Genomic DNA, 17,458 nt, shown 5'->3' on the forward strand with positions numbered 1-17,458 from the left:
CGAGGTGTCAGGTCTGAGTGAAGGGTTCATACAGCCGGGGAAGCGTCGGAAGGGTGCTGACGCGCCGTGCCGGCAGGATGACCTCGGTTCCGGGGATGGCCTCGGGGATGTCGGTGACATCCAGGCAGCACTGGTCCATGGAGATGCGGCCGATCAGGGGTGCCTGCTTGCCTGTGATCTGCGCCACCGGAAGATAGCGCTCTCGGCCCTTGCGACCATCACGCAAGCGCAGGAAGGCACGGGCGCAGAAGCGCAGGTGATTGGCCGCGGACTCCGGCACGATGCCCAGACCGTGCGAGAAGCCGACCGGCACCGTTGCCACGCGGGTCTGCCGAGCACAGGTGAAATCGCCCCCGTAGCCGACCTTGCTTCCCTTCTCCAACGTGTGCGCCGAGACGATGTGGCTGCGAAGTTCAAAGGTGTCGCGTAGCTGGAGGCCGCGGTTCTGGGCGGGGAGGTTGTCCGGGTACTGACCGTAGAGCAGTGTGCCGATGCGCACCATGTCGAAGTGATGCGCGGGCTCGGCGAGGAACATCGCGCTCGCCGCCGCATGGAACATCAGCCGTCGCTCGGTGATCTGCCGCAGGCCCTCGAAGAGCATGGCCGCATAGACGCGCAGGCCGCCTCCCCTGTCGACGATGTTCAGCAGGTTCACATGCATCCCAGACCCGGGCGGGCCGAAGTGAGTGTAGACGCCGCCCAGCTCGATCTGCGGCCAGCCCTCGGCCAACTCCACGATGTCCATCAACCCCTCCTGGATCCCCATTCGCCCCAGGCCGAGGTCTTCGTAGGCGTGCATCCGAGCGGTTCTGCCCTGGCGCTGTGCCTCGCGTTGCAGGTCCATGACGTGGGCGGTGCTCGTGACCGTGGCCGTCAGGTCGTGAGCGACAGCGGCCTCGCATTCCTGGGTCAGCGGAGGCATGAAGACGAGGATGGGGCTGCCGATGCCGGCTTCCCGCAGGGCAACACCCTCCTCGACGGTGCTAACGGCAAGCCAACGCGCCCCGGCCTCGATACAGGCCTTCGCAACCGGAATCATCCCGTGCCCGTAGGCGTTGGCCTTCACCACGGCGCACAGGAGGCTTCCCTCGGCGACGTGGTTGAGCACCTGCTGCACGTTGTGGCGGAGGGCGTCAAGATCAACAGCGACGTAGGTAAGCGGCTTCACAATTGCAGGTCAGTCTCCCCTGAGGGTCTGGGTTGGGCCGGGCGTGGTGGAAGGCTCAAGAGCATCTCGGCGGCGAGAACCAGCAGCGCGAGGCCCAGCAGCGGGTACATCAGGTTCGCCTCGGTCAGGATGGGTCGGCGCAGGTACTCCGCCAGTTCTCGCTGCGGAACCACCAGCGCTGACGGCGACTTCAGACGGCGGCGGAGTTCACTCGTGGAGAGCTTGCGCAGGTCGCTTTCGACGGGGCTCAGGTTGGCGGCGAACCGCTCACTCACCTGCTGCGAGCCGGTCTGGTAGGTCACCCGGTACAGCCCGGGAATCGGCGGCGTGTACTGCCACTGCCCCTCGGCCACAGTCACGAGGTCGGTCTGACCGTCCGGGCGCTGGACCCTTGCCGGCCCAGTCGCGCCGGTCGGAACCTTGACGTGCAGTGTCTCCCCGGCCGTCGCCTCGCTCCAACACCGCCTCAGAGGCCCGGCGACATCATAGCACAGATAGTGAACCAGCGGCACGTAGGCGGGTCTGGTCGGCGCATCGGTCCAGCGCGTATCGAGGCTGCTGTTCACCAGGACCACGCGCCGGTCGGAGTGCAGAGTCCCCAGGATTGCCGGGGAGCCGTCTGAGAACCGTGCCAGGACCCGTGCTCGCTCAGCGCCGGGGAGATCTCGCCGCACTCGGAAGGGCAGGTCCATCAGGTTCCCAGCTCGTGGATTCGCGAAGGGCTCCAGCGGTCGGCGCAGCGTGTCCACTTCCGCCAGCGTCAGCGGCTCCTCGGGAGGCGCCTGGACGGTCTTGCCCAGTTGCACCTCGGCGCCCAGGAGTTCGCGGAGTGTCCTCGACGAGAGCGTCGTATCCGGTGCCGCGAACAGGATCAGACCGGGGCGCAGCTCGCCCCGGGGGCTGACCAGAGAGGACGGAAGCTGACCGGGGATATCCGCCAGCACCCACACCTCCATCGGCGGCAGGTCGGCAGGCAGCGGCCAGCGGTACTGCGATACCTCGACACCCGTATCCGCCTCGCCCCCTGGATTAAGGGCCAGGGACAGGTAGCGAGGATCGGAGCGACCAGCGACCACACCCACACGCAGGCGCTCGCGCACGGCAATCACATGGTACGCGACATCGTCCAGCGCCAGCCCGTCGGGTGGCAGCGAGACGGTCACGCCCAGATCGCCGGGGTCTACCGTGGCAAGACGGACCGTGGAGCGACGCTCGCCGGGACCAAGGGCGACGGTCTTTCCGGGCAGCGGTTTGCCCTCCGCCTGCAGGCTCAGCGGCAAGGTCTGCAGGCCCTGGCCCTGCGAGGAGTCTGAGCCCAGGAGGGTCACTTCGAGGTCAACCGGTCGCCCCGGTAGAGGGCAGGGCGTTGCGGTCTGCACCGCCGTGATCGCGTGGTTCGGCGCGGGCGATTGCGGCCCCACCTCGATCACTACGGGTGGCAAAGGCAGCGGTTGCTGAAGCTCCTGGGACAGGTTCGTGGCCTGCAGATCGGTCACTAGGAAGAGCCGTGTCTGTGGGTCACTGAGAGCAATCTCCCGGGTGCGGTTGAGCACCTCTATCAGACGCCCTTGGCTGGCGGTAGGCTGCAGTTCGGACAAGAGCAGCGGGGCCAGACGGACGCCACGCACCGCAGGGCCCAGGAGTCTCAGGTCGGAATCGAGCGCGGCACACTGGACTTCACAGGTCGAGGGAATCTGCTGCAGCAGGCTCTCGAGTGCCCGCCGAGCACGGATCATGCTGGTCTCGCCGCCCTGGCGGTACCCCATGCTGGCCGAGGTGTCGACGGCAATCACTACTCGTCGCTGCGCCGGGAAGAGCTTGGCCAGAGGGCTGGAGCGCACGATCGGCTGGGCCAGGGCGAGACTCAGCAGGACGATCAGCAGCATCCGCAGGAGCAGAAGCAGAAGGTTGCGCAGGCGGGCGAGACGGCTCTGCTGCTGTTGGCCTGCGAGGAGGAACCGCAGAGTCGGGAAGGGCACACGCCGTGGCTTGCGGCGCCCCCACAGGTGCAAGAGTAAGGGGAAGGCCGCGCCAAGGGAGCCCCAGAGCAGCAGCGGATTCAGGAAGGTCATGTGTGGTGTGGATCATGGCTCCGGAGCGGCCCGCCGGAACCGTCCTCCCAGTCAGGCGCCTCCGACGTGCCTGCGGTGCGGCAAGGTGCCGGTCACCACTTCACCGGGGTCTTGGCGAAATCCTCTACCGCAGGAGGGATTGCGCGACTGGGGGCGAAGAACCGAGGCTCAGGAGAACACCCGCCTTCATGCGTGACCGGAAGCTCACTCCCTATCTGTTGGTTGCTCCCGCCGCCGTGGTGTTCGCGGTGTATGTGCTGTATCCGATTGCACATACCTGTGTGCTGAGTGCCTACTCCTGGAGCGCCGTCAACCCTGTGAAGCGATTTGTGGGTTGGCAGAACTACCTGGAACTCGCCGCCGACGCGCACTTCCTCACCGCCCTCAAGAACACGCTGCTGTTCGTCGTCCTCTCCGTCGCGGTGCAGCTACCCGCTGCACTCCTGTTGGCGGTCACGGTCGGTGGCGTCGCGCGCTACCATCGGTTCTTGCGCACGCTGTTCTTTGCGCCCTTCGTGCTGCCCATCGTCGCGGTCGGTTTGATCTGGGTCGGGATCTACAACCCCAGCTTCGGCGCGCTCAACTCGATGCTGGTCCGCCTGAGCCCCGTCTTCGAGAACCACGGTTGGCTCTCCGATCCGCCCTGGGCGGTCATCTACGCGATCATCGCCGTCTCCTGCTGGCGTTTCACCGGCTTCCACATGATGGTGCTGCTCGCGGGGCTGCAGGCGATTCCCGACCATATCTACGAGGCCGCGCGGATTGACGGCGCTGGAGCCTGGCAGGCCTTCCGGTATGTCACGATCCCACTCCTGCGCCGGATCCTTGCCGTCGACGCGCTGCTCATCACGGTGGGGTCGGTGAAGATCTTCGACCTGAACTGGGTCATGACTCAGGGTGGGCCGAACCACGCCTCCGAGGTTCTCGCTACCTATATGTATAGCTCCGGCTTTGTGAACGACCGCATGGGCTACGCGGCGGCCATCGCCACCCTCATGCTCGTCTTGACCTTGCTGGCAACCGTGGTCTATCTGCGGGTGTCCGGGGGAGAGGAGGTCGGTGAGTTGTGAGCAAGCAGGATCGCCCGCAGGTCGTGCAGAGTCCCTCGCAGAGAATCGCGCAGACGCTGGGCACCGGGCTGCTGACTGGGATCGCGCTCGTCATCGTGGCCCCCGTAGTGTGGTCGCTGGTCAACGCCTTCAAGAGCCACGGGGACATCAAGGCGCATCCCTGGGCCTTGCCACAGCACATCGCCTGGCGCAACTTCGGCCTCGCGCTCGAAGGACACATGGGCCGCTATCTACTCAACAGCGTGATCGTGACCGGCATTGCGGTAGTGGTCATCGTGGCGCTGTCGGCGCCTGCGGCCTATGCCTTCGCGCGACTTCAGTTCCGTGGCTCGGGTGTGCTCCTTGGGCTGGTGCTCAGTGGAATGCTGATCCCGGTCCATGCAGTGCTGATTCCGCTGTACCAGTTCAACCCCGGGTCGATTCTGCTGAAGCGTGCCGCCGAAGTCTTTGCCCCTGCGCTGTGGCTGAGTGAGAACTACGGCGACTGGGTGGCAGTGATCGGCCCCTACGTGGCCTTCGGGTTGCCGCTGACTGTGCTGCTGCTTCGAGCCTACTTCATCGGGATCCCGCAGGAGCTCAGTGACGCCGCGCTGATTGACGGCTGCAGCCACTGGCGGATCCTGCGCAGCATCTTCATGCCTGTCGCGAAGCCGGCCGTCGCGACCGTTGCGATCTTCCAGGGCGCGTGGATCTGGAACGAGCTGGTCATGGCGATGGTGTTCATCAACGAGCCTTTGCAGCGCACTCTGACCATCGGCCTGATGAGCTTCCAGGGGGAGCATGCCACGGACTGGGGAGTTGTACTGGCAGGCGTGTTCCTGGCCGTCGTGCCGGTGCTCCTCTTGTACTTCGTTTTCCAGCAGCACATCATCAAGGGGCTGACCGCCGGGGCCGTGAAGTAAGGGCGAGGCATAAGGCGGGGAGAGAGTCTTGGAGCAGCGGAGCCCTTCCCAGTCCGGCGGGAAGGGCTCCAGTGTGTTCGGACGCAGGACAACCGGCCTGTTTGGCAGCTACTCGCTGCGACAGAGACCGACGTACTCGGACAGGGTGTCGAGGTTGCGCTCGAAGTCGTTCATGACTACAAGGTTTTCACGAATCCAGCGCCCCTTCTCGTCCTGCCCCTTGAGTATCTTGGTTACCTTGGGCTCCAGTTCGGAGACCCTCTTTGCCCGCGCCGCGTCGGTCAAGGGTCGCACCTCGTGGTCCCTCAGGTACTGGGCGACGCCCTTAGCGGTGATCTCTTCATACCGCGTGATCGGTGCGGTCGGGTAGAACTTGCCCTTGAAGCTGTAGTGGGTGGGCGTGTCGCTTCCGTCGTAAGTGAGCTTGTAGTCCTTGGTCATGTAGATCGGGCGGTTGGTGCCCAGTTCATAGAAACGAGCCCAGAGTCCCTTGTCGGCGCCGGTGAGCTCGGAGCGCTTGTACCAGGCGATCGCGGCAGGGAAGGGCTTCAGGTACTTCATGTCACCGGTGAAGAGCGTGACCTTGACGAGGGCCGTCAGGACGCCGCCTGATTCACCCGCCGTCGCTGCAGGTGGCTCGAACTTCCGCGCCCAGGAGGGCTTGAGGTCCTTGTCATACTGCTGCGCCCAGACCGGGTGCGGCTCCGGCAGTTGCGTCATGAGGATGAAGTCGCCCGCTCGCACGACGGCGTCGCGGTAGCGCGAGTCGCCGTAGGTGTTGTAGGCGAGGATCATGACATCCACGCAGTCGCAGAAGGTGTTGTCGTTGAAGGTGTAGTTGTTGTCATAGCCGGTGCCCTTGGCCGGGAAGCGCTGCGACCACCCGCCCTTGGTGTCCTGCGCCTTCAGCAGCGCCTCCAGGGCATACAGGGCTGCCTCGTGGATCGCCTTGTGATTGTCGTCGAAGAACTCCGTGAAGTGCGCCGGCCGGTCCGGCTGGAGCAGTCCCATCCCGGGTATCTCGGACTTGATCACCGGCGCCATCAGGCACTTGCCGTCCATCACCATGGCGATGGTACGGCCCACGTTCTCCTTCGTGAACTGCCGGAAGGCGGGCTTGCGGTCTTGCTTGAGTTCGAAGAACGCGCCCCAGTCGTTCTTGGTTACCAGCGGCATCACTGATAGGTTCGGTTTCAGGTCCGTTCCGCGGAACTTGACCTCGGAGGCCGCCAGAACCTTCTCCCAGGGCACCTCCTTGCCGTCCACGTCAAGCCAGGTGTGAGCCGAGCGCCTGTACCCCTGGGGCACAAGGCGCATCTCCAGCCGGTCGATGGCTGCCACGATCTCCTTGACTTGGCGTCGTGCGACCTCCGAATCCAGCATCTGATCCACGGCCATGAGCAGGCGGATAGCATGCTGGGTCGTGTCGTCGTCGAGGGTGGCGCGGTTGCGGCCTTTGGTCAGCGCCGGGTTTTTGCTGTCGCGGTTGCGGCGGTAGAACCAGGTGCGAGCGCCCTGCTCGCTGTGGTCGACGATGTAGTCCCAGCCACCGCATTCGAGCTGCCCGGACACCAGGGACATAGCGACTTCGCAGGCCGCCTCGCGGTACTGGGGATCGTCGGTCCCCTCCCAGGCATGGAGGAAGGAGAAGCCGACACTGGGGCAGCCGGGCGGCTGGATCCAGTTCTGGTCACGGGTCGCGTGGTCTTCGCCCCACTGGTCACTGAGGTCGGCCTTGTAGTGACCCAGGTACCCGCCGCCGACGGCGACTTCGCTGCGCAGGTAGTGAACGGCGCGTGCGATGGCGGTGGTGGCTTGTGCGGCGAGGTCGGCTTGCGCCGGAGCTTGTGCGTCCGCGGCCTGACACTGCACAGAGAGAAACAGGGCGGCAACTGCGAACACCGGCACGATCACCTTCCGCATGGTCTACCCCTTCCCGTCGGCTGGTCGTCACCGTCAGACGCAAGACCTATTCGACGGTTGGCGACGCTGTCCTGCCCTCAGTGACCTTCGCATACGGCGCGCTCAGCTTGCCCTCGCCGGGCGATGCACCTATAATCACCGGCGTTGGGGAGGCGACCTGCCTGGTCGCCGACGGTCCGGTCGCTCGACACAAGGGCGCAAGGGGCCAACGAAACGAAGGAGCCTTTCCATGCTTACCGCCGAGAAGGTCAAACAGTGGGCGAAGGAGTGTGGGGCCGACGTCGTCGGCATTGGTGACATTCAGAGGTTCGAAGGCGCACCCATGCAGTCGGACCCGCGCTACATCTTCCCGGAGGCCAAGTCCATCATCGGCCTGGGCTTCCGCGTCCACCGCGGTCTGTACCGGGGCATTGAGGAGGGCACCTTCTTCGCCGGTCTGCCCTCGATGGGCTATGCCAACATCAACGATGTCTATGCACCCATCGTCCTGCGCGAAGTCGGCGACCTGATCGAAGACAGCGGCCACGAAGCGGTCCTGTACCAGAACACCGCGGTGCGCTATGGCTGCGGAGTGGGCAAGGCTGTAGGCCCCGACCTTCCGCGTCCCGACGTGTTCATGCACTTCCGCATCGCCGCCTACATTTGCGGCATGGGCGAGATCGGCTGGAGCAAGGTGTTCCTGACTCCGGAGTTCGGACCGCGGCAGCGCTTCGCCTTCATCCTTACCGATGCCGCTCTTGATCCCGATCCCCTCATGGAACCGGGTACCCTCTGCGACCGCTGCAAGCTGTGCGTGAAGGACTGCCCGGGCAACGCGATCCCGAAGGACGAGGCAGTGACCGTCAGCATCGCCGGTCAGGAGATCTCCTGGGGCAAGCTCGATGTGGATCGCTGCACCTCGGTATACTGCGGCGGCACCAGGGAGTACGGTCCCTTCCTGACCGAGGAGGTCGCCGACGCCATCGACAAGATCACCACGATGCCTCCGGGCGACGAGCGCGACAAGTTCATCGCCGAGTGGGGCGGCGCCTGGGCCTTCGCCAACCAGCACCTGGCCTACTCCCGCGCCGGTCGCGATAGCTACCACCATCCGGCAACCTGCTGCGGTGCTCGAGGCTGCCAGCGGGCCTGCTTCATCCACCTCGAGGAGCAGGGCAAGCTGGGGAACAAGTTCGAGCTACCCTTCCGGATTCGCAAGCCCTGGCGGCTGAGTAGGTAGGGGCCTTCAGAGCCACAGTCAGTAACTGTCATGCGCACGCAGGGGCGAGTCTCGCGAGGACTCGCCCCGACTGATTCTCCAGGGCAGGGAAGTGACTTGCGGCGGCGAAATCCCCGGCTGGTTGCCGACCTGTCAGGTCCGGCAGGCTGCGGCGGTCTCGATACTGCGTCCTTCAACGCCTTCGCGCGACACGGAAAGAGGTCCATGTCATGTATGCCCTTCGACCACCCTATGTGATGATCCTCGATGAGGTGATGGCCGACCCGACGATGCGGGCCCGAGCCGAGAGGATTCTGGCGGCGGTCCCGAGCGATACTCCGGTGGAAGTCGTGAGCCTGGAGGAGCTGCCGGCAGCGGCTCAGGCTCGGAACTGGGGGAGCGACCGGCGCCGACAGGGGATGAATCCCCCGGGCGATCCGGCGCTATTCCTCGGCGTCATGCGCTGGGACGGCAAGCTCCAGGAGCACATGGAGCGCGTCAGGAGTGTTTGGCCCAAGCCGACAGGCCCCTGGCGTGCAGCGCTCGGCTACGATGCCTTCGTGTGGTTTGACTCGAGCATGGGCAAGATCGCGCCCTGCAACGACCATATCTGCCGACCGGCCTGGCGTGTGCACCTCATCAACGGGTGCCCACACAAGTGCTTCTACTGCGGCCTGGGCGGGATCATCACCGCCATGATGAACGTCGAGGACTACGTTGACCACCTGGCCGAGCTCGCCCGGCTCAACCCCTGGGAGAAGACCTTCCTGTACGAGGACGACTCCGAGGCCCTCTGCCTGGAGCCCGAGTACGGCGCGGTTGAGGCCATCGCTCGCTACATGGCCACCACGGAAGACCGCTACCTCCTGATCCACACCAAGAGCGCCAACGTGGACTTCCTGGAGCACATACCTGAGGAGGCGCGGCGGCGCATCATCATCGTCTGGAGCCTCACCGGACGCACGCAGAGCACGAAGCTCGAAGCCGAGTCCGGCACCATGGAAGAGCGCATCGAGGCGGCCCGCAAGTGCCACGAATGGGGAGTCTGCACCCGCTACAAGTTCAAGCCCATTGTGCCGGTGAAGGGTTGGCGCGAGGAGATCGCCGAGATGACGAAGCTCGCCCTGGAGCGCAGTCATCCCGACCTGATCGCCCTCTTCACCCTCTGCTGGATGGACTATGCGGACCTGATCAAGCTGTGCGATCCGGAGCTCCTCGACCCGGTCTATCTGGCGGCCGCTCGCGACGCCGCCGAGAGCATGAAGGACACGAAGGTGCGTCCCTTCCCCGACTGGGTGCGCAAGGAGATCTACGAGTTCTGTCTGGACGAGATCCGGCGCTACGACCAGGACCTCCCCGTGGTCATCTGCACGGAGAATGTTGATATGTGGCGCGAGTTCGGCCCTCGGCTGAACTGCCGCCCGGACAACTATGTGTGCGGCTGCGGCCCACAGGCGACGCCGTGGCTCAAGCATCTACCGGAGAGTCCCTGGGCCATCTGCAAGCCCGTGGGTATCGAGGGCTACCCGGCACCGTACTAGCACTCTCACGACTCGGGCAGGGGTTCGATCCGTCGGCCCTTCGAAAGGATGGAGGCAACCATGGAGACACTGAACATCGGGATCATTGGTTCCGGATTCGTGGCGGAGATCCACGCGGAGAGCATCCGGCGGTTCGTACCGAGGGCCCGGGTCGTGGCCTGTGCCTCGCCCACCGGTGATCATGCTGCGACCTTCGCCTCGCGCCACCAGCTTCCCCACAGCTTCACCGACTACCGGGCGATGCTGGAGCTGCCCGAGGTGGACGTGGTGATGCTGTGCGCACCGAACTACCTGCACCGCCAGATGTGCTGCGACGCCGCCGAGGCGCACAAGCACATCATCTGCGAGAAGCCACTCGCACGCACGTTGGCCGACGCTGACCAGATGATCGAGACCTGCAAGCGCGAGGGTGTGCAGTTGATGTACGCCGAGGAGCTGTGCTTCACGCCCAAGTACGTGCGGGCCAAGGAGGTCTGCGACAGTGGCGCACTGGGCAAGCTGTTCCGGATCAAGCAATGCGAGAAGCATGACGGCCCGCACATGCCGTGGTTTTGGGATGTAGAGCGATCGGGCGGCGGCGTGACACTCGACATGGGCTGCCATGCCTTCGAGTACTTCCGCTGGATGCTGGGCAAGCCGGCGGTGAAGAGCGTCTGGGCGGACATGGACGTCTTCGTGCACGGCGAGCGCACCCGCGGCGACGATGACTCGCTGATCGTCGTGGAGTTCGAGGGCGGCTGCCGGGGTGTGGCCGAGGAGTCCTGGGCCAAGCCCGGCGGCATGGACGACCGCATCGAGCTGTACGGCTCCGAGGGCGTGATCCTGTGCGACCTACTCCACGGCAGCGCCTTCCAGACCTACAGCAAGCGGGGCTATGACTATGCCGTGGAGAAGGCGGGCTCGACGGCCGGCTGGAGCTTCACGATGTATGCCGAAAGCTGGAATTACGGCTTTCCACAGGAGGTCGAGCACTTTGTGGACAGTGTGTTGGAGGGCAAGCCCGCTCTTGAGACGGGCGAAGACGGTCGCGAGGTTCTGAAGATCATCTACGCCGCCTACGCGAGCGCGGCGACAGGCCGCCGCATCGACTGGCCCTACGACCCGCCGGTCTGGGCGTACAGCCCCATCCACTGCTGGAAGCCGTGGTTGTCGCCCGACTGCCCAGATGAGCTCAGGATGGAGGACCAGTGAGCGGAGTGCGGAACGCCGTCACCGTGTGGCGTCTCCTACCATCTCGCCGACAGCAGCCGCGAGGTACTGGACGCGAGGCGACCGGGGTCGGGCCCATGGCCCTGGATGAATGGCCGGTTCTGCGGGCCCCTGGGCCCCAGCGAGCCGCAGCGTCCCCGCCCAGTCACCGTCCCCGGAGCCGTCCAGCTGCCGGGCGGCAAGGGACGCGGGGCCGGACGTCTGGCCCGCTCAGAGGCTGATGGGTATATGGTGTGGCGGAGGGCCGTCAGGCCTTGCAGGCAGGCGCGACGGTACTACAGTGGATGCACTGGTGGCGGCATCCTCGGACCCGGCTGCACTCCCGAAGGGGTATGCAGACCATGTGCACGACAGCGGTCTTCCCTGACACCAACCTCTTCCTCCACTCCAGCCGGGTCTTCGACCAGCTCCCTTGATCCGAGGCCCTGGCGGTGGGGCCAGTCCTCCTCGTACCTAAGGAGAAGTCCCCTGCGAGGAAGTTACCCCCCGCAGGGGAGTGAAGGGGTCACTCCTGTTCCTCTTCCTCGGACTGCCTGCTCGGTTCGACCAGGATCAAGTCGTAGGTCTTTCCCGTGGGCGCGGGCATGAAGTCGAGCTTGACGGAGAAGCCGGGGCGCTTCTTGAGTGGGAAGGCAACGCCTGTCCTCTCCTACTCGTACCCGGCAAACTCCTGACCAGGCTCTATGTTCGGGAACTGCGCCACCGACGTCTGGTACTCGTCGATCACCTTGGCTACCGGGGCGAGCATCCATCCCATGTCCATGTTCAGCTCCCACAGGTTCACCGTTTCCTGAGGGTCGCTGCTGAGATCGAACATCAGAGGCATGTAAGGTTCGACGATAGGCTGGTCGATGCCTTCGGCGTACCTGAGGATGACCTTGACCGTGTGCCATTTCACGGACATCAGTTTGCCATCGGGGCCGAAGAGCATCACCGCATCGCGCCCGGAACCAGCGCTCTTGCCAATGAGCAGAGCGGACGCATCCACCCCATCAATCGGACGATCGGATGGCACGCGACTTGACTCTCCGACCAGACCCGCGAGCGTCGGAAGCCAGTCGGCAGCGTGCAGCATCTCCCCGGTGACCACGCCCGCAGGGATCTTCCCTGGCCAGCGAACCATAGCCGGAACCCGGTAGCTGCCCTCAAAGGGAGGCGTGAAGAAGTGGCCGCGCCAAGGCCCGCTTGATCCGCCGCCTTCGGCCACCCGGCAAGCTCCGTTGTCGCTGCTGAGTACAACTATCGTGTTGTCCTCTATACCGGCCGCTGTGATCGCGTCGAGGATCTGCCCGACTCGAAAGTCCATCTCGCCGATGATGTCAGCGTACACGCCACCGCGTTGGGGCGACTTGAACGCGAAATCCGGGTGCGCCACCATTGGTGGGTGAACCTGTGTTAGCCCGACGTACACGAGAAATGGCTTTTCGTTCTGAGAGGCCTGGCGTCTGATGTAATCCACAGTGCGCTCAGTGATGCTCTCGTCCATTAGGCGCTTCGTCTCCAACACAAACTCGCCGACTGGCTTGGAGGGTGCTCCCTTGCGTCCCTCCCAGACTTGTGGCGCGGGTAACCCCGTCGCCTTGAAGAGAGGATACCTGGAGTAGCCGGCCTCGTCGGACGAGTTCAGGATTCCCCACCACTCATCAAAGCCCTGGTCGGTGGGCATGCGTCCCGGAACATTGCCGACATGCCACTTGCCATAGAGTGCGGTGGCGTATCCGCCGTCGGACAGCAGCTCAGCGATGGTGTATTCCCAAGGCGCTAGACCCATATTGCCTTCGCCGGGGGCCGGCACTCTCCAGTTGCCGGTGCGAACGCAGTAGCGCCCAGAGAGGATGGCCGAACGCGTCGGCGTGCACTGTGATTCGACGTTGTAGTTGCTGAATCGAATTCCCTGAGCAGCCAGTGCGTCGATGCGTGGTGTCGGGACCTGACCACCGTAGACGCCAAGATCCCCCCAACCAACGTTGTCCGCCAGTATGAAGACGATATTGGGCTTCTTCTGCTCCTCGGGTGCGTCAGCTCCTGTTGCCGGCGTGGTAGTCATTGCTGCCTCGCCGGGGATGCTTCCTGCATCGGCCCAGGTGCCGGCCTGGTCTTCCATAGTACCTTCCTCCCGATCATTGAGAGTTCCTCTCCAACGGATAGCCCAACGCTATCTCCGCGAGCATCACGTCCCTAAGCCTGGGTCTGATGCCTCCTCTCTCAAGCTCATGACCTGCCCCCATTAGTGGTGCCACTTCCTAAGTCAGTTTCTGCGGGGTGATCACCAGTTGCTCTCCACCTTCGGCGGCTGTGCTACACTTCCTGCTGCCGGCCCGGAGGATAGGGCAACGCGGGAGTGCGACCCGAGCGCCGCGGCCGGTGACGGCACGGATGGGGCAGGGCATCGAGACAGTGGCCGGAAGAGCGATGTCGGAGAGGGTCACGCGGGGACTGAAGGAGCCCACGGGGAGCACGAAGCCGGCCGCGAAGGCGGAGTGGGCCCGCGAAGTCATCGCGCGCACGGACGCTCTGCTGCCCGAGGAGCAGCGACGCGCCATCGTGGAGCTGTGCCGCTGTCGCGAATCGCAGGCCGGGATCGAGCATGGCTGCCGCGGGACCTCTACCGGTCGCGGTTCGAGGAACTGAAGGCCATGATGGAGCAGGGCGTGCCACGACCGGAGACATACCACTCCGGCGGGGGCGGCTGGAAGTACGAAGGCTATCATTTCAAGGACACGGGGCACCTGGGGGTCTATCCGGACCGCAACCCGAAGTTGGACGACCCGGAGGTGCAGGCGCGCGTCAGGGCGCTGGGGCTGCAGCACATGGAGTGACTCGGGCTGCGATCGACCAGCGGCGCCCCGGACCGGCGATAGTGCGGCGAAGCCCGATAGTCTCGCGCGCTGTCAACGTCGGAGGTGCGGGGGAAGTGACCTGAGTAGGCATCACAAGTCGAGATAGCAGATCCGCGACTCCGGATGGGACTCCCAGGCAATCGCGGGTCCCTCCAGGGCGAACCCGAACTTGCGAAAGGCAGAGAAGGAAGGGATCCAGTCCGCCGCTTCTTGAGGCGGCCGGGGATCCACATAGGCCTCGATCCGCTTGTAGCCCCGCTGCTTGCAGAAGCTGATCGCTTCACCGATCATGCTCGAGGCGATGCCCCGGTTCGTGAAGTCGTGGTGCACCATCACACAAGAGATGACCATCGTCGTCTCCAGGTCATCTCCCTGCACGCCCCTTGGCATGCCGATGCGGCGAGCGAAGTCCTTCGGCATGTATATCAGCTGCCCGACGATCTTGTCCCCGGCTCTGGCGAGCAGGCCGATACTGCCCACGCGATCGAAGATGACCGACCACATGTCGCACTGGAACTTGCGACGGAGGATGCCTGACATGCAGCAGTAGTAGCCGTCAGCAAACCCATGCAGGACCTCCTCCCTGGTGATGTGCGCAAGAGCATAGCTCATTCGCCTTCGGCCTCCAGCATGCTCTGGATCAGGCGCCGGACCTCGTCAAGATGGACGGGCCACCTGTCGAGAAGCACTCTCTGCCCATTCACGAAGACGTTGCTGTACAGGTTGCCGGGGCGCAAGCCGCTCCGGTACTCCCGGATCAGTGAGGCAAGGTGGCCTGGAAGGCCCGCCATGTCGTCGTCAATGTCCCATATGTTCAGCACGCGGCAACTGACGCCGAACTCCCGGCAGACGTCGCCGATGGTCCCGCTGTCGCGATCAGCCATGCAGAAGGGGTTGACGAGAAGCTCCACCTGAACGCCCATGGCGATCACCTTCTCTTCGAGGTTGACTTCTCCTGCTCTGATGTCCGGAAGGTTCTGAGGGTCATCTACGCGGCTTACGAGAGCGCCGCCGCATCGAAGGGGTGCCCGCTACGCCGAAGGAGAAGACGCCCTTCGACCTGCGGCAAGCGCAGAGCACGCCGGCCCTTAGCAGGTCGCTGCGCTCGTGCGATACGGCCAGAGGTTCGCCATTCTACGGAGGATTGGGGTCAGACCGATGGGTCAGCAGTGGTATCAGACGCTCTTTGCCAACTACGCACGACAGTATGATGAGGAAGTCTACACAACGGGCACACAGGGCGAGGTCGACTTCCTCGAACAGGAGCTGGAGCACGACCGCACGCGGACCATCCTGGACATCGGCTGTGGCACGGGCCGCCATGACCTCGAGTTGGCCACCCGCGGCTACCAGGTGACCGGAGTGGACTTGTCGGCGGCTCAACTGGCGCGGGCTCGGGAGAAGGCTGTCGCGGCGGGAGTCTCGGTGGACTTCCGCCAGGGTGACGCTCGCGAGCTCGACTTCGTTGACGCCTTCGATCTGGTCATGATGATCTGTGAGGGCGGCTTCTGCCTCATGGAGACCGACGAGATGAACTACCGCATCCTGCAGGGGGCGTGCCGTGCGGTGAAGCCCGGTGGGAAGCTGTTGCTGACCACCCTCAATGCCCTCTTCCCACTGGCCCGCGCGGTTCGACCGGCGGACAGTGGCGAGGGCGATGAGCTCGCAGCTGGAGCCTTCGACCTGACGACCTTCCGCTCGCGGTTTCACTTCGAGTTCAGCGATGACGATGGCGTGGCGCAAACGATTGACTGCAACGAGCGGTTCTATGCGCCCAGTGAGATGCGGTGGATGCTGGAGACCCTGGGCATGGCCGACCCTGGGATCTACGCCTGCGAGCTTGGGCACTTCAGTCGCGACCGGGCCCCGGGCTTCGAGGACTTCGAGCTGCTGGTGATCGCCCGCAAGCCCTAGGGTCGCACTCGTCGAAAGGCAAGACGCCTGGAAGCGCTGCACCGGCTACGACACAGCGCTCCCCGTCCCGTGCCGGGGATCAAGGGTTGCCTGAGAGTGTGAGCGTGGAGAAGGCGGGCTGGTGACCCGATGAAGGGGACAGCCGCTGGTGTCCGGACTCCGCGTTACTTCGGGGCCTCGTAGACGAGGACATCCTGCTCCAGGTGGTTGCCCAGGCTGTCCTTGGCCATCTCCAGGTCATAGCGCGTCTGGAGGTTGAGCCAGAACGGCTCGCTGGTCCCGAAGAAGCGCGACAGGCGAAGCGCCGTATCTGCGGTAATGGCACGCTTGCCGTGTACGATCTCATTGATGCGCCGTGGCGGCACCCCAAGGCTCTTCGCCAGCCGGTACTGGCTGATGCCCAGAGGGATCAGGAAATCCCCGCTCAAGACCTCACCCGGATGGACCGGGGGCAACAGGGCTCGCATCGTCGTTCGCCCCTTAGTGGTAGTCTGTGATCTCGACATCGTACGCGTCACCCTTCCGCCAGACGAAACACCCCCGCCACTGGTCACTGATTCGGATGCTGTGCTGCCCCTGACGGTCGCCGGATAGCTTCTCGAGCTTGTTGCCTGGTGGTATGCGCAGGTCTGCAAGGTCGGTGGCGGCGTGGAGCATCGCCAGTTTGCGCAGCGAAGTGCGAAGCACCGCCTCGGGCAGTCTCCGCGGCCGCAGCCGACGAAACAGCATCTCTGTGTCCCGGTCACGGAAGCTGCGTATCATCGTAGCCCATAGTAACGCGGCGCGTTATTAACGTCAAGCGTTATGGGCTGCGGTCCCTGTGCGGGTTCGTGGGCGGGCCACAGGTCTGGGGCCTCTGGTCGCTCTCAACCTCGGCAGGATAGCCGCGAAGGAGCCAGCCCTGCGCCGCGCGAAAAGTCAAGGGAACCCTCACGAAGACAGGTGGTGGGGCGCATGCGGAGTTCGGCGGAGCAGAATCGGCAGTACTTCCGGCAGGCCTATGAGAGTGGGCGGCATGGATGGGGCGCTGAGCCCGCGCTACAGGTCCTGCGGAATCTGGAGCTCCTCGGCCCGACGGCGGAGTCGCGACGCCTACTTGATCTCGGTTGCGGAGAGGGTCGGCACTGCCTGCCCGGTGCGCAGAGGGGCTTTGCGCCCGTCGGCGTGGATTACGAAGCGGGAGCCATTCGTCGCGCCAGAGCCCGGGCACGTGTAGCCGGATTCGAGGCGGCGATCAGCTTCCTGGTGGCCGATATCTTCGACTTGCCCTTCCGCGTCGCCACCTTCGATGTGGTCCTCGACTACGGCTGCCTGCACCATCAGCGAAAGTCCGATTGGCCGCGCTACCTGTCCTCCCTGCGGTGGGTCCTCAGGCCCGGCGGTCACCTCCTCCTCAGCACCTTCAGCACCCATTTCCGAACCTATGGCCCTCAGGAACGGTCATGGCATCTGGCGCATGGAGCTTACCGGCGGTTCTTCACGGCCGACGATCTACACGGGCTCTTCGACAGGGACTTCGAGTTCCTCAGCCTCGAAGAGGAGCGCGACGAGCAGCGCGGCTTCTGGCACGCCCTGCTAAGGCGCTGGTAGCATGCTCGTCGCTGGGAGGCCGATGATTGGC

17 protein-coding genes are annotated in these 17,458 nt (G+C 64.6%); 9 read left to right on the forward strand and 8 right to left on the reverse strand.

What is annotated here, in order from left to right; translation table 11 throughout:
• Window positions 1-7: 7 nt before the first annotated feature.
• Both alr and ABFE16_13110 read right to left on the reverse strand, forming a co-directional pair.
• Window positions 8-1,168, reverse strand: coding sequence for an alanine racemase (gene alr / locus ABFE16_13105; protein ID MEN6346231.1), 1,161 nt, complete (start codon window positions 1,166-1,168; stop codon window positions 8-10).
• Window positions 1,165-3,240, reverse strand: a complete 2,076-nt coding sequence (locus ABFE16_13110; protein ID MEN6346232.1) for a BatA and WFA domain-containing protein — start codon at window positions 3,238-3,240, stop codon at window positions 1,165-1,167. The genes alr and ABFE16_13110 overlap by 4 nt, the downstream gene beginning before the upstream one ends.
• Before the next feature lie 188 nt (window positions 3,241-3,428).
• On the opposite strand from ABFE16_13110, the gene ABFE16_13115 reads away from it, so the two are divergent.
• Complete coding sequence (locus ABFE16_13115; GenBank protein ID MEN6346233.1) at window positions 3,429-4,310, forward strand: sugar ABC transporter permease; 882 nt, start codon at window positions 3,429-3,431, stop codon at window positions 4,308-4,310.
• Window positions 4,307-5,212: a carbohydrate ABC transporter permease gene (locus ABFE16_13120; GenBank protein MEN6346234.1), complete on the forward strand. Its 906-nt coding sequence runs from the start codon at window positions 4,307-4,309 to the stop codon at window positions 5,210-5,212. The genes ABFE16_13115 and ABFE16_13120 overlap by 4 nt, the downstream gene beginning before the upstream one ends.
• Before the next feature lie 108 nt (window positions 5,213-5,320).
• Here ABFE16_13120 and ABFE16_13125 read toward each other — a convergent pair whose 3' ends face one another.
• Entirely contained in the window at window positions 5,321-7,135 is a 1,815-nt protein-coding gene (locus tag ABFE16_13125; protein MEN6346235.1) for a pectate lyase, read from the reverse strand.
• Between the two features lie 229 nt (window positions 7,136-7,364).
• Between ABFE16_13125 and ABFE16_13130 the strand changes: the two genes are divergently transcribed.
• The 3 genes from ABFE16_13130 to ABFE16_13140 all read left to right on the forward strand — a co-directional run bounded on the left by ABFE16_13130 (window position 7,365) and on the right by ABFE16_13140 (window position 11,065).
• Window positions 7,365-8,354 (forward strand): (4Fe-4S)-binding protein, encoded by a 990-nt coding sequence (locus ABFE16_13130; protein ID MEN6346236.1) that lies wholly within the window; start codon window positions 7,365-7,367, stop codon window positions 8,352-8,354.
• A gap of 209 nt (window positions 8,355-8,563) precedes the next feature.
• Entirely contained in the window at window positions 8,564-9,874 is a 1,311-nt protein-coding gene (locus tag ABFE16_13135) for a spore photoproduct lyase family protein (protein ID MEN6346237.1), read from the forward strand.
• A 60-nt stretch (window positions 9,875-9,934) separates the two neighbouring features.
• Window positions 9,935-11,065 (forward strand): Gfo/Idh/MocA family oxidoreductase, encoded by a 1,131-nt coding sequence (locus ABFE16_13140; GenBank protein MEN6346238.1) that lies wholly within the window; start codon window positions 9,935-9,937, stop codon window positions 11,063-11,065.
• A gap of 667 nt (window positions 11,066-11,732) precedes the next feature.
• Here the strand turns inward: ABFE16_13140 and ABFE16_13145 are convergent.
• Window positions 11,733-13,187, reverse strand: coding sequence for a sulfatase-like hydrolase/transferase (locus tag ABFE16_13145; GenBank protein MEN6346239.1), 1,455 nt, complete (start codon window positions 13,185-13,187; stop codon window positions 11,733-11,735).
• A gap of 272 nt (window positions 13,188-13,459) precedes the next feature.
• Between ABFE16_13145 and ABFE16_13150 the strand changes: the two genes are divergently transcribed.
• Together ABFE16_13150 and ABFE16_13155 are read left to right on the forward strand one after the other, a co-directional pair.
• Complete coding sequence (locus tag ABFE16_13150) at window positions 13,460-13,714, forward strand: hypothetical protein (GenBank protein ID MEN6346240.1); 255 nt, start codon at window positions 13,460-13,462, stop codon at window positions 13,712-13,714.
• 5 nt (window positions 13,715-13,719) lie between these two features.
• A complete protein-coding gene (locus ABFE16_13155; GenBank protein ID MEN6346241.1) occupies window positions 13,720-13,902 on the forward strand; it encodes a hypothetical protein in 183 nt (60 codons plus the stop codon).
• A gap of 111 nt (window positions 13,903-14,013) precedes the next feature.
• Here ABFE16_13155 and ABFE16_13160 read toward each other — a convergent pair whose 3' ends face one another.
• Both ABFE16_13160 and ABFE16_13165 read right to left on the reverse strand, forming a co-directional pair.
• The gene (locus ABFE16_13160; protein ID MEN6346242.1) at window positions 14,014-14,535 is read right to left on the reverse strand and encodes a GNAT family N-acetyltransferase; all 522 of its coding nucleotides are present in this window, start codon (window positions 14,533-14,535) and stop codon (window positions 14,014-14,016) included.
• Complete coding sequence (locus ABFE16_13165) at window positions 14,532-14,846, reverse strand: hypothetical protein (GenBank protein MEN6346243.1); 315 nt, start codon at window positions 14,844-14,846, stop codon at window positions 14,532-14,534. The genes ABFE16_13160 and ABFE16_13165 overlap by 4 nt, the downstream gene beginning before the upstream one ends.
• 235 nt (window positions 14,847-15,081) lie before the next feature.
• Here ABFE16_13165 and ABFE16_13170 point away from each other — a divergent pair, with 235 nt between their 5' ends.
• On the forward strand, window positions 15,082-15,837 hold the full coding sequence (locus ABFE16_13170) for a class I SAM-dependent methyltransferase (protein ID MEN6346244.1): 756 nt from the start codon (window positions 15,082-15,084) through the stop codon (window positions 15,835-15,837).
• Between the two features lie 164 nt (window positions 15,838-16,001).
• On the opposite strand, the gene ABFE16_13175 is transcribed toward ABFE16_13170, so the two are convergent.
• Window positions 16,002-16,343, reverse strand: a complete 342-nt coding sequence (locus tag ABFE16_13175; GenBank protein MEN6346245.1) for a HigA family addiction module antitoxin — start codon at window positions 16,341-16,343, stop codon at window positions 16,002-16,004.
• The gene (locus tag ABFE16_13180; GenBank protein ID MEN6346246.1) at window positions 16,318-16,599 is read right to left on the reverse strand and encodes a type II toxin-antitoxin system RelE/ParE family toxin; all 282 of its coding nucleotides are present in this window, start codon (window positions 16,597-16,599) and stop codon (window positions 16,318-16,320) included. The genes ABFE16_13175 and ABFE16_13180 overlap by 26 nt, the downstream gene beginning before the upstream one ends.
• Before the next feature lie 192 nt (window positions 16,600-16,791).
• On the opposite strand from ABFE16_13180, the gene ABFE16_13185 reads away from it, so the two are divergent.
• Entirely contained in the window at window positions 16,792-17,427 is a 636-nt protein-coding gene (locus ABFE16_13185) for a methyltransferase domain-containing protein (protein MEN6346247.1), read from the forward strand.
• Window positions 17,428-17,458 lie beyond the last annotated feature (31 nt).

It is taken from the genome of Armatimonadia bacterium (assembly GCA_039679385.1).
GTDB lineage: Bacteria > Armatimonadota > Zipacnadia > Zipacnadales > JABUFB01 > JAJFTQ01.